The organism is Sphingopyxis sp., from assembly GCF_016793825.1.
GTDB lineage: Bacteria > Pseudomonadota > Alphaproteobacteria > Sphingomonadales > Sphingomonadaceae > Sphingopyxis.
In genome coordinates this window covers 1-13,461 of the sequence record NZ_JAEULM010000022.1, presented here as the reverse complement: position 1 = coordinate 13,461, position 13,461 = coordinate 1, and the positions used below count along the sequence as shown (strand labels likewise).

The 13,461-nt window shown below is 64.7% G+C and carries 11 protein-coding genes; 1 reads left to right on the top strand and 10 read right to left on the bottom strand.

Features of this window, described 5'->3' with window-relative positions:
* Positions 1-296 precede the first annotated feature (296 nt).
* From JNM03_RS07225 to JNM03_RS07185, 9 genes are all read right to left on the bottom strand, one after another.
* Complete coding sequence (locus JNM03_RS07225; RefSeq protein WP_294035684.1) at positions 297-1,817, bottom strand: long-chain-fatty-acid--CoA ligase; 1,521 nt, start codon at positions 1,815-1,817, stop codon at positions 297-299.
* A gap of 10 nt (positions 1,818-1,827) precedes the next feature.
* The gene (locus tag JNM03_RS07220) at positions 1,828-2,766 is read right to left on the bottom strand and encodes a D-isomer specific 2-hydroxyacid dehydrogenase family protein (protein WP_294035682.1); all 939 of its coding nucleotides are present in this window, start codon (positions 2,764-2,766) and stop codon (positions 1,828-1,830) included.
* Positions 2,763-4,064 carry a phosphopyruvate hydratase gene (gene eno, locus JNM03_RS07215; protein WP_294035680.1) on the bottom strand — a complete coding sequence of 434 codons (1,302 nt, stop codon included), beginning with the start codon at positions 4,062-4,064 and terminating at the stop codon, positions 2,763-2,765. The genes JNM03_RS07220 and eno overlap by 4 nt, the downstream gene beginning before the upstream one ends.
* Entirely contained in the window at positions 4,064-5,095 is a 1,032-nt protein-coding gene (locus JNM03_RS07210; protein ID WP_294035678.1) for a phosphotransferase, read from the bottom strand. The genes eno and JNM03_RS07210 overlap by 1 nt, the downstream gene beginning before the upstream one ends.
* A 51-nt stretch (positions 5,096-5,146) precedes the next feature.
* On the bottom strand, positions 5,147-6,055 hold the full coding sequence (locus JNM03_RS07205; protein ID WP_294035676.1) for a fumarylacetoacetate hydrolase family protein: 909 nt from the start codon (positions 6,053-6,055) through the stop codon (positions 5,147-5,149).
* Positions 6,056-6,128: 73 nt separating this feature from the next.
* On the bottom strand, positions 6,129-8,465 hold the full coding sequence (locus JNM03_RS07200) for a TonB-dependent receptor (RefSeq protein ID WP_294035674.1): 2,337 nt from the start codon (positions 8,463-8,465) through the stop codon (positions 6,129-6,131).
* Positions 8,466-8,535: 70 nt separating this feature from the next.
* The gene (locus JNM03_RS07195; protein WP_294035672.1) at positions 8,536-9,804 is read right to left on the bottom strand and encodes an MFS transporter; all 1,269 of its coding nucleotides are present in this window, start codon (positions 9,802-9,804) and stop codon (positions 8,536-8,538) included.
* 41 nt (positions 9,805-9,845) lie between these two features.
* Positions 9,846-10,229 (bottom strand): carboxymuconolactone decarboxylase family protein, encoded by a 384-nt coding sequence (locus tag JNM03_RS07190; protein ID WP_294035670.1) that lies wholly within the window; start codon positions 10,227-10,229, stop codon positions 9,846-9,848.
* A 42-nt stretch (positions 10,230-10,271) separates the two neighbouring features.
* Positions 10,272-11,189, bottom strand: a complete 918-nt coding sequence (locus tag JNM03_RS07185) for a VOC family protein (protein WP_294035668.1) — start codon at positions 11,187-11,189, stop codon at positions 10,272-10,274.
* On the opposite strand from JNM03_RS07185, the gene JNM03_RS07180 reads away from it, so the two are divergent.
* Positions 11,157-12,413 (top strand): LacI family DNA-binding transcriptional regulator, encoded by a 1,257-nt coding sequence (locus tag JNM03_RS07180; protein ID WP_294035666.1) that lies wholly within the window; start codon positions 11,157-11,159, stop codon positions 12,411-12,413. The genes JNM03_RS07185 and JNM03_RS07180 overlap by 33 nt on opposite strands.
* A gap of 12 nt (positions 12,414-12,425) precedes the next feature.
* Here JNM03_RS07180 and JNM03_RS07175 read toward each other — a convergent pair whose 3' ends face one another.
* On the bottom strand, positions 12,426-13,019 hold the full coding sequence (locus JNM03_RS07175; RefSeq protein ID WP_294035664.1) for a malonic semialdehyde reductase: 594 nt from the start codon (positions 13,017-13,019) through the stop codon (positions 12,426-12,428).
* Between the last annotated feature and the right edge of the window lie 442 nt (positions 13,020-13,461).

Genomic DNA, 13,461 nt, shown 5'->3' with positions numbered 1-13,461 from the left:
ATCGCGCACGTCCGCTTTTGGGCAGCAACTGGCTACCTCGCCATCAGCGCAAAACAACTTTCCCCATAGCTCAGTCCATGCGGCCCGCGGTTCGGGCACCGAAGACTTTCTGACGCCTATCGGCGTCTGAAACTCTCAACGATGCACCGAAGACTTTCTGACGCCTATCGGCGTCTGAAACTCTCAACGATATCGGTCTGGCCGCTTCTCGAGGGGGCACCCGCAAACCGGACATGGAGGCGAGGATATTCGTGCCGATATGCATCTCGGCCAGCGTTCGAACGCGTCAAAGATTGCTAGCCTCGCGCGACTAGGTCCTCCTTGATCGCGCGGCGCAGTATCTTACCGGCGCCATTTCGGGGCAGGAACGGAACACGCTCGATCCGTTTGGGAATTTTATATCCTGCGATCCGCCCACGCATCCAAGCGATTATTGCTGTATCGGCAATCTGTTCGTCGCGCAAAACGACTGCTGCAGTGACGGCTTCGCCCCAACGTGCGTCGGGAAGTCCGACAATCGCGACCTCGATGATCGAAGGATGAGAGGATAGCAGCGATTCAACCTCGGCCGGATAGACATTCTCGCCGCCGCTAATGATCATGTCGTTGAGCCTGTCGCGCACGAAGAGATAGCCGTCGGCGTCGAGATAGCCGGCATCGCCGGTGAGCAGCCAGCCGTCGGCGTCGATCGCCGCCGCGCTCGCATCGGGGCGGCGCCAATACCCACTAAGGTTGAGCGGTGCACGAATGGCGATCTGGCCGGTCTCGCCTGCGGGCAGCGACGCGCCCGCCGCATCGCGGATATCAAGCTCGACCCCGGGCAGCGCCTGACCCGCCGATGCCAGCCGCGGGTTGCCGGGAACATGGTCCCCGGGCGCCAGCGCGACCACCGTGCCCGAGGTTTCAGTCATCCCGTACTGCTGCGCGAAATCGCACGACAGCCTCCGCATCGCATGATCAAGCACCGCCGTCGGCATCGGGCTGGCGCCATAGAGGACGGTCCGGAGGCCGCCGAAGTCGATGGCATCGGCGCGCGGATGGTCGAGCAGCAGTTGCAGCGCGGCGGGGACGAGGAAGGTTTTCGAAAAGGCGCGCGCCTCGATCAGCGGCAGGATCGTCTCGACATCGAATTCGGGCAGAATGATGTTCGGGCGGCCCGAATCGAACGCCATCAGCGCCCAACCCATGCCGCCGATATGGAACATCGGCATCGCGAGCAGCCCGGCGTCGCCGTCGTCCCAGCGATACCAGTCGATGTCGCGCCACAACGGCCGCGCGCCGAGCAGTGCGCGGTGGCTGAGCATCGCACCCTTGGGCTTGCCGGTCGTGCCCGAAGTGTAGAGCTGGAGCGAGATGGCCTCGGCGTCGTCCGCGGCGGTTTCGGCCAGCGGGGTCGCGCCGTGCGCCCAGTCGGCGCCTTCATCGAGCACGGTGATACGGACATCGAGACCCGCCGCCGCCTGCCGCGCCGCGGCGTCATATTCGGACGAGGCGAAGAGGATCGGCGCTTCGGCGTCGGCGATGATGAAGGCGAGTTCATCGGGCGCAAGGCGCCAGTTGAGCGGGACGAAGGTCGCGCCGAGCATGTTCGCCGCGACCCACAGTTCGAATCCCGCGACATGGTTTTTCGACAGCCAGGCGACGCGGCTGTCCGGACCGACGCCCACGTCGGCAAGCGCCCCCGCGACAAGGCGGCAGCGCGCCGCGAACGCCGCGAAGCCGATTGTCCGTCCCGCAAAGATGAAGGCGGGATTGTCAGGGGTGGTTGCGGCGAAATGTGCGGCGAGCGCGGGAAGCGTCGTCGGTCGGCCCATCATCCTGTCCTCGTCATGCCACGCGGTGGAGCAGCGCTTCGCCCGCCGCGATCCGGCGGCAATTTTCGCGTGCGACCGCCATGCTGCGAGTCAGCGTCTCGGGGGTCAGCCATGCGAGGTGCGGGGTGGCGACGACCTGCGGCAGCGTCAGCAGCATATTGTCGGGGCGTACCGGTTCGGCGGCGAACACATCGAGCCCTGCGCCGCGCAGACGTCCGCTCGCGAGCGCCTCATACAGCGCGACTTCGTCGATCAGTTCGCCGCGTGCGGTGTTGATGATGATCGCGCCGGGGCGCATCAGCGCCAGCCGTCCAGCATTGACGATTTCGCGCGTGCTCTCGGTCAGTGGGACATGGAGCGACAGGATATCGCTTTCGGCGAACAATGTGTCCAGATCGACCGCCTGGCCGATGGTCTGGTCCTTTGCCGCAGGATCGTGGAAGAGAACCCGTCCGCCGAGCGTTGCGACCGCGGGTGCGATCCGGCGCGGAACCTCGCCGAAGCCGAGGAAGCCGACGGCGCGGCCGCTGATTTCACCCATAGTGTCGAGCAACGCGGGCTCGGGCGCCCATTGTGCGGCCTCCTTGGTCAGCGCGTCAAGCGCCGGGATGCGGCGCAGCACCGAAATCATCAGCCCCAGCGCCAGTTCGGCGACCGCCTGGCTGTTGGTGCCGGGCATGTTGGCGACCGCGACGCCATGCTCGCGCGCGGCATCGAGGTCGATCGTGTTCACTCCGACGCCGATCTTCTGGATCAGCCGGAGCCGCGGCGCGCTCGCGATCATGTCGCGCGTCACCGGTTTCAGTACGTGGAGCAAGACCTCGGCATCGGCGATCTCGCGGTCGAAGTCGGGGCTGTCCTCGTCGATGACAATGATCTCGAGTTCGCTTGCGAGGTCTGCGAGCGAGGCGCGAAAACCGGGGCTCGCGCGATAGTGGAGCACCGCCTTCATACGCCGAGCCCCGCGTTGACCGACGGCGCGAAGGCGGCGATGCCGTTGAACTTGGTGCCGACGCCCATCGCTTCCTCGATGCGCAGCAGTTCGTTCCACTTCGCCATCCGTTCCGAGCGCGCGAACGAGCCGACCTTGAGCTGGCGCGCGTTCCAGCCGACCGCGAGATGGACGATCGTCAGATCCTCGGTCTCACCCGATCGCGCCGAGACGATCGTCGCCCAGTCGTGCGCCTGCGCGGCGTCGAGCGCCGCCTTGGCCTCGCTCACCGATCCAGCCTGGTTGACCTTGACGAGCACCGCGTTGCACGCGCCCGCCTGCGCGGCCTGGGCGACGCGCTCGGCGCTGGTCACTAGATAGTCGTCGCCGATGATCTGGATCTTCGACCCCAGCCGCTGCGTCACCGCGACCATCCCCGGCGTGTCGTCCTGACCCACCGGGTCCTCGATCGACAGGATCGGATAGCGATCGGCCCAGGCACAAACGCGCTCGACCATTTCCGCGCTCGTCGCACGGGCGCCGTCGAGCGCCATCACATACCCATCGCCGTCGGCAAATTCGCTGGCGGCGATGTCGAGCGAGATGAACACATCCTCGCCGGGGCGGTGCCCGGCGCGTTCGATTGCCTCGATCAGCGTTTCGAGCGCCTGTTCATTGGTGTCGAACATCGGCCACCAGCCGCCCTCGTCGGCGGTGCCGGCGAGCCGGCCGCGATCGTGCATCACTTCGCCTGCGGCGCGATACACGTTGCCAGTGACCTCCAACACCTCGCGGATCGAACCGGCGCGCGGTACCATCACCATGAAATCCTGGATGTCGGTGCGTCGTCCGGCGTGCGCGCCGCCGCCGAAAATCTGGATTTCGGGGAGTGGCAGCGACACCGGCCGGTCCTGTGCCAGCCAGCGCCACAGCGGCACGCCTTCGGCTGCCGCCGCCGCGTGCGCCGCCGCCATCGATACCGCGACGGTCGCATTGCCGCCGAAGCGCAATTTGTTGGGTGTGCCGTCCGACCGGCAGAGCGCGGCGTCGATGTCGCCCTGATCGCGGACGTCGGCGCCGTGCAGCGCGGCGGCGATCTCGCCATTGACCGCGGCGACCGCCTTTTCGACCCCCATTCCGCCATGACGTGCACCGCCGTCGCGTAGGTCGACCGCCTCATATTTGCCGCGCGAGGCGCCCGCAGGGGCGATAGCGCGGCCGATGGCGCCGCCTTCAAGATGCACTTCGGCCTCGACCGTCGGACGCCCGCGCGAATCCCACACCGAGCGGGCGTGGACGCGGGAAATCCTGTTGTTCATCAAGCTGCCATGCATTGGGACCAGTTCCTTCTGAGCGTAGCGAGGCCGACGTCGTCGCCGACCGGAGAAGCGAGGGCTCCGCGGGCGAAGCGCCGCACGAAATCCCGCGCGGGATCATCGAGATATTCGACCGGCGATTTGCCATCGACGCGGGCGAGGAGCAGCGCGGCGAGTAGCGGCGCGGTGCGGCGCGACAGCGTGATCGGGTCCTCCCAGTGCGCGACGCCCAGCCAGGCCCCTGCGAGCGCGTCGAAGGCGGCGAGCATGGCGGAGCTTTCGCGCTGCAGCGACTTCAGCAGCAGGTGCGTCAGGCAAAAGGCGGCGTCGAACGCCGGATCACCGTACCAGGCGCATTCGGCGTCGAGAATCACGGGACCCTGGGGTCCGTGCAGGATATTCTTGGGGCTGACGTCACCATGGACGAGAGCAATTCTGGTTTCGGCGAGCCGCGCCGCGATCGCGCCGATGCGCCCAGCGAGGTCGGGGTGAGCGTCGGCGGTCGCATCGAGATAGGGCGAGATGCGGAGCTGGCGAAACAGGTCGTCGCTGGCGAAATCCTGTGCGACGGCGGCGTCACCGGCGGTCGCATTGTGGATCGCGGCGAGCGCGGTGCCGACCTTCGCCGCAAAGCCGGTATCGATGGTGCCGGCCAGCAATTGCTGCTTCCACACCGGGTGCGCGGGGGGATCGAACCACTGCATAACGAACATGTTGCGTTCGGGCAGCCATGCGAGCACTTCGGGCACCGACAGGCCGCTCGCCTGTGCCTTGCGCAGCCACATCACCTCAAAGGCCGCGCGTTCGACGGGCGCCTCCCAGACGGCGGCGACGCGCAGCCGGGGCAGCGCGCGCTTCACGCACACGGTGCGATCGGTCAGGTCGACGCGATAGACGTCGCACGACACCCCGCCCGATATCGGCGCGACGCGGCGGACGCCGGCTTCGCTCGCGGCGACCCTGCATTCCAGCAAAGCGGCGACAATCGCGTCCACCGCATCGGATGGTGCCTGCAGGTCCATGGTCTGGTTCATTTCCGTATCCAGTTGGCGGGGCCGGCGACACGCGCCGGCCCCGCCCGTTCGTCAGTCGGCGCGCAGCCGCGTTTCGAGGCGGCCGAGGCCTTCCACCTCGGCGACCATGAGGTCGCCGGGCTTCAGATAGGTATCGGTCGCCATCCCGACCCCGGCGGGTGCGCCGGTGAACAGCAGGTCGCCCGGGCGCAGCGTGCTGTGCGAGCTGTAGGATTCGATCAGTTCGCCGACGGTCCAGATCATCTCCTTGGTCGTCGAATCCTGCTTCAGATCGTCGTTGACCCACAGCTTCAGCCACAGATTTTCGATGTCGACGAACTTGGCGGGAACTAGCCACGGACCGACCGGGGCGGCGTTGTCGAACGCCTTGCCGGCGACCAGGTCGAACTGACGGATGTGGCGCGGATTGAATTGCCAGTCGCGCGCCGACAGGTCGTTGCCGACCGCATAGCCCGCGATGTGCTGCGCCGCGTCGGCAGCCTTGATGTTGCGGCCTTCCTTACCGATCACGATGACGATTTCCACTTCCCAGTCATATTTCACCGTGTGGCTGGGGAACGGAATCTCGCGGTCGGCGGCGAGTTGTTGGTCGGATCCCTTGAGGAAGAAGAGGCAGTCATAATCCTCCTTCTTGATCTCGCGCTTGGCGTCCTTCCGCAGGTGGCAGTAATAATTCATCCCCGCGCAGACGATCTTCTTGGGGTTGGTCACGAGCAGGTCGTAGCGCACACCGTCGGCGCCTGGGGTCAGCGTCGCCTTGCCCGCGCCGTCGAAACCCGCGACGGCCTGTTCCAGCTTCGCGAAACTTTCGTCCCACCGGGGTAGCAGATCGAGCAGGCCTTCGGCGGGATTGGCGATCAGCCCGGGGGCGACGTCGCTCAGCGGGTAAAATTGGTCGCCAGTCTTGACGGCGGGAATCTGCTGGCCGTTCTTTTCCAGAACGCAAAGTGCAAAGCTCATATCTTCCTCCACATTGGGGATGGAGCGGCGCCGTCGCCAGCCATGAAAGCTAACGATAGCACCGCGATCACATTTAACGGCTGCCGAAGCTCTTGCGGAATTCCACGCCGATCAGGCGCGGCGTGCCGACGTTGACGATATTATATCCCAGCGTCCGGTCGAGATCGACCGCGCCGACGATATACTCCTTGTCGAGCAGATTCTTCGCGAAGATCGCGACATCGGCATCGAGTTCGTCGACGTGCAGGCTGATCCGCGCATCGACGAGGCCATAGGCCTTCTGTGTCACGCTCGACTGCACCAGCGCGGCGGGACGAAGCGATGTCGCGCTGCGCCAGTTCCAGCCGGCGATGAACTTGAGGTCGCCGATCGAGGTCGGAAGCTGATAGGTCAGGTTCGTCGCCAGCGTCCAGCGCGGAACCGGGAAGCGTTCGTCGCTGCGGTCGCCGATGATCGGATCGGCGAAGCTCGAATAGCTTGCATCGGTATAGCTCGCGTTGACATTCAGCGTCAGCGCATCGGTCGGCTGGGCGGTGATTTCGGCCTCGACGCCGTTGATCTCCGCCTTCGCGGCGTTCGTCACCAGCGTCGTCGCGCTGCCGACCGGCGGCTGAATGCTCGTGCTGCGCTGAATATCCTCATAGATGGCGTGATACCCGGCGAGGTTCAGGCGCAGGCGCCGGTCGAGCAGGTCGAGCTTCGCGCCGATTTCATAGTCGGTGACGGTCTCGGGCCGAAACGGGTTGAAGGTGCGCGGATCGGATGCCTGGCCGCGCAGATTCTGGCCGCCGCCCTTGAAGCCGCGCGAGGTGCGGGCATAGAAGAGCGTTCCGGTGCCCGGCGTCCAGTCGAGGCTGAGCAGATAGGACCAGTCCGAATAGGTGTCCGACAAATAGCCTTCGCAGGCGCCGTTGATGCGGATCGAAGTCGGGATGTTGCAGCCGAGTGCGTTGCGGTTGCGCGTCAGCAGCGATTTCGTCTCTTCGGTCCAGCGCAGCCCTGCGGTGATACGAACCGCGTCCGACACGCGATAGTTCGCCTGTCCGAACACCGCGACACTCTTGTTGGTGACGTCGCCGTCGCTGATCCCCGGGTTGGTCGGAAGGATCGGCGGCAGCGTACGGCTCACCGTGAACTCGTTGCCCGTCTCCTTCGAATAATAGCCGCCGAGAATCCACGACAGACGCTCGGCCGGGTCGGACAGCAGTTGCAGTTCCTGGCTGAACACCTTCGACTTGGTCACATAATGGGGCTCGAACAGCACGATCGGCGTGCCGTCGAAATCGACATAGGAGTCGCGGTCGGCCCAGCGGTTGGCGGTGATCGACTTGAGGCTCAGATAGTCGCTGACGTCGAAATCGATCGTTCCCGACACGCCATAGCCTTCATAGTCGTTCGCCTGCGGCGAGGTCGTCGGCGCGTCGTAGAAGGAACCGGCGTTGTTGCCGATCAGCGCGGTCTGCAGATAGGCATAGGCCGCCTCGCGGTTCGCCGGCGTGTCGGCGAGGCCCTGTTGCGCCAGCGTTGCGCGCAGCAGATTGGTTGGCGCGGGCAAGGTCGAGCCGGTTGCCTGCGGATAAGGATTGAGCCACGACAGGCGCGTGATGATGCCGTCGCCCTTGATCCGCTGATAATCGCCCGACAGGTTGATGCGCAGGCGGTCGCTCGGCGCGAAGGCGACGTTGACCCGCCCCGTCTTGGTGACGTCGCCGCCGATCCGTTCGCCGAGCAGGTTGCGGCCATAGCCGTTGTTACCCGAATATTGGAACACGCCGCGCACCGCGAGCACATCGCGGACCAGCGGCACGTTGAGCGCACCGGTCGCTTCCATCTTGCCATGCTCGCCCAGCACCATGCTGACGAAACCGCCCGTTTCCACGAGGTCGGGCTGGCGGGTCGTGATGCTGACCGCGCCGCCGGTGGTGTTCTTGCCGAACAGCGTCCCCTGCGGACCGCGCAGCACCTCGACGCGCTCGATGTCGACCATCGCGGCGCGCAGGCCGATCGAGCGCGGCAGATAGACGCCGTCGACATAGACGCCGACCGGCGAGTCGAGCGTCATCAGCGCATCGGTCGCCGACTGGCCGCGCATCGAGACGAGCAGCGCCGACGGGTCGGCGCTCGACATCTGGGTGAAGAAGCTGGGGGTCGAGGCGGCAATATCGGTGATATCCTTCACCGAACGGTCGATCATCTGCTCGGCGCTGACCGCGGTGATCGCGACCGGAACGTCCTGCACGCTCTCGGCCCGCTTGCGCGCCGTCACCACGATGTCGCCGATGCCCGACGACGCGGCCGCGCCGTCCGCGTCCTCGGCCGACGCGCCGCCGTCCTGCGCCATCGCAGGCAAGGCCGCCAGCAGCCCCCACGAGGCAGCCCCGATCAACAGGGTCGTCTTGATGGTCTTCATATAGTCCTCCCGCTCTTGGCGGCCGCTTCGGTCAGTCCCGCGGCCGTCGTTCCAGATGATGATGGTGAATTCAGGCCGCCCGCTCTTCCCCGCTTCCCCAATCGGGGTAGCGGCCGAGCAAGGTGATGAAGGGAACGGCGATCAGCAGCGCCGAGGCGATGAAGACGAAATATCGCTCATAGCTGCCGTAGCTGTCATAGATATGGCCGGCGATGACCGGCCCGATGCCGAAACCGACCGAATAGAAACCGAAGCCGATGCCATAGAGAAAGCCGTAATTCTTCTGGCCGAAATAGACGCTGACCAGATAGGCGATCCCCTCGAGCTCGGCGCCGAGCGCGCAGCCCGCGAGGGCGCCCGCCGCGATCAGCCAGGCGATATCACCGTTCGCCGAGTAGAAGATCAGCGCGGCCAGCGCCGGCAGGATGAACGCCGCTCCGGCGACGAAGGGCGCGTGCAGCCGGTCGAGGAGCAATCCCGTCGCGACGCGGCCCGCGAATGCGAAGGGACCAAAGGCGAGTGCGAAGACCGTCGCTGCCTCGGCGGGGGTCGCGCCGGCATCGGTGACCATCGACGGCAGATGGACCATCAGCCCGCCAAGCGACATCGATACCAGGAAACCCGGAATGAATATCTGCCAGAGACGCCGGTTGCGCAGCGCCTCGCCGATCTCGGCCCCGCGGCCGAGCGCGCGCGGCAGCGCAGCCTGCACGGTTTCGCCGACCGCGCGCGCGCGGCGGCGCAGCAGATCGCGTTCGTCGTAGAGGAAGAAGACCGCCAGCGGCAGCACGACGCAGAGCGCCGATGCCGCGAGTACCGGATAGACGGCGCGCCAGCCAATGGCGCCCATCGTCTGCGCCGCAACGAAGGTGAAGACGATGTTCGCGATCGGTAGCCCGGTCATCGTGATCGCGAGCGCGAGGCCGCGCTGCTTGGCGAAGCGGCCCGCGACCGCCTTGGTCCACACGACCAGGCTCGCAAAAGGCGCCGCCAGCGCGACGAAGACCCAGGCGAGATACCAGGTCCATATCTGCGACGTGGTGAGCGAGACCGCGGCGAGCGCGCTCGCCTTTGCGATCACCCCCGCGATGGCGACCCGCCGCGTTCCGAAACGGTCGAGCAGCGCGCCGACCAGCGGGCTAAGCAGCAGCGCGCCAAGCGTGGTGATGGTGAAGCTCACCGAAATCGCCGCCCGCGACCAGCCGAGTTCGGTCGAAAGCGACGGGATGATCAGGCTCAGCGCGACGGTCTGGATCGACGAGGTCGCGGCGCCCGCGATGCCGACAAGGACCACCGGCCAGCCCGATTTCCATTCCGCCAGATTGGAATTTTGCATCATCTCATTCCGTCTGTTGGGCGTCCCGTCCGCGGCCGATCCGATCAGCCTTCAGTTGTGGCCGCGTCGAATTCCATGAAGATTTCGGAGGCCGCCCGGAACGCGCCGAGCGCGGCGGGGATACCGCAATAGACTGCGCTGTGGATGATCAGTTCCTTGGCCACCGCACGGTCCAGCCCGTTGGCGAGGGCGAAACGAAGGTGTAGCTTGAATTCTTCCAGATGCCCGCCCGCCAGCGTCATCGATAATGTCAGCAGGCGCCGCGTATCGATGTCGAGCCCGGGACGGCTCCACACGTCGCCGAAAGCATAGCGGATGATGAGGTCATAGAGATCTTCGTCGAGGTCGGCGGGACGGCTGACGGGGCCGGCGATACGCTTTCGCATCGCCATGCCGCGCTCGAACGCGGCGTCACGGGTTTCTTGCATTGAAATGCTCCCAATTGTCGGGTCGGCTGGCGCGCCGAAGGGTCAGTCGCGGAAATGGTCCGGCATGTCGCCGCCCCATTGCATCCCTATTTCGGGACTGCGTTGGTGGTATCCGGTCGGATATTCGTCATTGAGCAGATCGCTGTCGGTCACATGCTCGACGCGAAAGTCGGACGGGTCGTACCAATAGTCCGACAAGGCCCCGCCGACCGCGTGGCGCAACACACCCCACGCCGGGCGATAACCCTTGTCGGCCAGATACTGATGTCCGATGTGGACGGCATCGACGTCGATCGTCTCGAAACAGCTATGCTGCGCCGTGTTGACCGGCCCCTGGAATACCGCGACACTGTGGTGGTCCACATATTCGGCGCCTCGCGGAAAGCGGATAAAGGCTCCCGCGCGCACCTCGCCGGACATGATAACGTCGGACAGATAGGCGCCCAGATTGTCGACATACCAGTCCATCAGGCTGCCCGGATCGGGCGTGTTCTGGACGACATGCGCGAGACGCAGGACCGGAGCGGGCCCGCGCTTGAAGATCGGGAAACGGCCCCGGCGCTGAACGAGATTGCCGGTGTTGAGCGGCACCGCTTCGCGCGGCAACGGGATCGGATCGAGTTGCTTTAGGCCGTGAACCAGCTCGATCTGGTTTCCGTCAGCATCTCGCACGACGATCTGCTCGCCGCCCCAAGGTGTGCCGCTGGCGACAATGGGGGCATCGAAGCGCTTCGCCAGCGCCTCCAGCGCTTCCCGGCTGTCGACTTCATAGCCAATGCTGCCAAAGCGGCGCGGACCGCGCTCGGCGACATAAATGAAGGGACGATCTCCATAGCCGCGAAAATAGACCCGGCGCTCATCCTCGTGCGAAACGAACAGCCCGAAGTCTTCAAAGAAGCGTTTAATCACGTCCATATCACCTTCGTGGTGGAACAGGACGTGGTTGATGCCGCGAATCATCTCGCTCTCCCTTTGTGTATTTATGCAATCGATAGCATTAATTTCGATGGTGGCAACCACCTTATCGCAGAGGATGTGTTGCAGCCCCTTCGCGCCTTCCCTATGCTATGGAGAAAGGGCCTGGTGGAGCGTCCGGGATCGGATTTCATTGATCGGCAACTGGGGCTTTGTCTCGAATTTTCCGAGCGGCGACGAGGGAACGTAGCGCAAATGGTCACGACCAAAGATATCGCAAAAAAGTTAGGTTTTTCGGTATCTACAGTCGGTCGCGCGCTGGCGGACGATGCGCGGATCAGTGAGCAGACCAAGCTCGCGGTGCGCGCCGCCGCAGAAGAGCTGGGCTACGTCGGCAACCTGGCCGCCCGCATGATGCGCGGCGGATCGAGCAATCTCATCGGCCTTATCCTACCGGACATTCAGAACGATTTTTTTGCCTCCATCGCCCAGGCACTTTCGGAAAGCTGCGATCGGCAGGGCTACCGTATCGTGCTATCGATAACGGGCGACGATCCCGAAACGGAGGTGCGGCATATCCGCGATTTCGTCGGCGCGCGCGTCTCTGGGATCATCTTGGTCCCGAGCGCCGGGCTCAAAAGGGAAAGCATGGCGCTCCTGCGCCAGGTGCCGCATGTGCAGCTGCTTCGCTACGCTACCGGACCGGACGACCTGTGGTTCGGGATCGACGACAGCGACGCAATGGAGCGGGCCACAGCGCATTTGCTCGACCTTGGACATCGGCACATTGCCTATGTTGCGGCGTCCGAACGTCTCTCGACCGGCCGACGACGGCTTGAGGGCGTGCATAATGCTTACCGCAAACGCGGCATCGCGCCTTCGTCGCTCGCGACTTTTCTCGACACGCCGACTTCGACATGGGGCGAGCGCGCGGTGCACGAAATGCTGACCCTGCCCGAGCCTCCAACGGCCATCCTGTCCGGCTCGGCGCACGTAACCATGGGCATCATCGTTGCGCTGCGCAGGGCGCAAATCGCAGTACCCGACCAGATGTCGGTGGTCGGCTTCGGCGATCCGAACTGGTGCGAGTGGTGGCAGCCGCCGATCACGGCCATCCGTCCACCCATCCAGTCGCTCGCGGTCAACTGCGCGCTCTGGTTCATGGACCGGCTACGCACTCCAGAAGAGAAGTTAGTCAAATCCTATCACGCCACAAGCTCGTCCGAACTCATCCTTCGCGGTTCCACGGGCGCCCCCGCTTCGCGATGAGGCGGGCGCAGGTCAGATGATGCGGTTGAACCTATCGAAGCCGGGGCGCGGGCTACGGTCGAAAATGCTCGCCGGATCGCCATAGCCGATGGTCGAGATAAAATTGCTCTTCACGCTGGGTTGGTCGCCGAAAAAGGCGGCATCGACGGCCGCATTATCGAAACCCGACATCGGCCCGGTATCGAGCCCCAGGACACGCGCAGCGAGGATGAAATAGGCGCCTTGCATGCTCGAATTGCGGAAAGCCGTCGTGCGGGCGAGGTCTTCCTTGCCGATGAACCAGCTCCGCGCGTCAGTATGCGGCAGAAGCTCAGGAAGATGTTCATAAAATGCATTGTCCATGCCGATGATCGCGGTCACGGGGGCCTTGCGAATCTTGTCAGCATTCCCCGGCAGGGCGGCAACCGCAAGCCGCTCCTTCGCATCGTCGGATACACACCAGACGATACGCGCCGGTAATCCGTTGGCGCTGGTAGGGCCGAACTTCAGAAGATCCCAAATCGCACGAAGCTGTCCCTCGGAGACCGGCCTGTCGAGATATCCGTTGTACGAACGCGCTGTGCGGAACAGACGATCGAGCATATTTTCGTGAAGCGATTCATTCACTTTGGATTCTCCTCTGGCAAGGTACAGGGCGGCGGACATTGGGCATGGCCGAACGAAGCCCGCATCAGCTCATGACAAGACAGGCCATGAGCGCGGCCCCTTGGAACGATCTTCCCAATCTCGCAAGCCCCAGGCCGGAAAAGCGGATCGACAAACCGGGGCGTCCCGATGAAATAGGCGCCCGCATCCACTCTCCGACCGTTCGGATGACACGCAAGCAGACAACGCCGCTGCCAGCGAAATACCCCCATATATTGGGCCTACCCGAAGCGGCAATTGATGTATCGCGTGATGTATCGCGTGCGGATTCCGACGATGCCGCCCACCTATTCCGATCTGATCGCGCCCACCATTCCGAGCTGATGCCGCCCGGGCGAGAGTGCCTGATCGATGGGCTGGTTTGTCACTGATTTCGGCTTCTGGTCAAGCGGCTGCTGGCACG

Excerpts from the sequence above, each read along its gene's own strand:
- JNM03_RS07195 (WP_294035672.1), bottom strand. The coding sequence starts at position 9,804 with ATGATGCAAAATTCCAATCTGGCGGAATGGAAATCGGGCTGGCCGGTG.
- JNM03_RS07210 (WP_294035678.1), bottom strand. The coding sequence starts at position 5,095 with ATGAACCAGACCATGGACCTGCAGGCACCATCCGATGCGGTGGACGCG.
- eno (WP_294035680.1), bottom strand. The coding sequence starts at position 4,064 with ATGAACAACAGGATTTCCCGCGTCCACGCCCGCTCGGTGTGGGATTCG.
- JNM03_RS07220 (WP_294035682.1), bottom strand. The coding sequence starts at position 2,766 with ATGAAGGCGGTGCTCCACTATCGCGCGAGCCCCGGTTTTCGCGCCTCG.
- JNM03_RS07205 (WP_294035676.1), bottom strand. The coding sequence starts at position 6,055 with ATGAGCTTTGCACTTTGCGTTCTGGAAAAGAACGGCCAGCAGATTCCC.
- JNM03_RS07185 (WP_294035668.1), bottom strand. The coding sequence starts at position 11,189 with ATGATTCGCGGCATCAACCACGTCCTGTTCCACCACGAAGGTGATATG.
- JNM03_RS07200 (WP_294035674.1), bottom strand. The coding sequence starts at position 8,465 with ATGAAGACCATCAAGACGACCCTGTTGATCGGGGCTGCCTCGTGGGGG.
- JNM03_RS07225 (WP_294035684.1), bottom strand. The coding sequence starts at position 1,817 with ATGATGGGCCGACCGACGACGCTTCCCGCGCTCGCCGCACATTTCGCC.
- JNM03_RS07190 (WP_294035670.1), bottom strand. The coding sequence starts at position 10,229 with ATGCAAGAAACCCGTGACGCCGCGTTCGAGCGCGGCATGGCGATGCGA.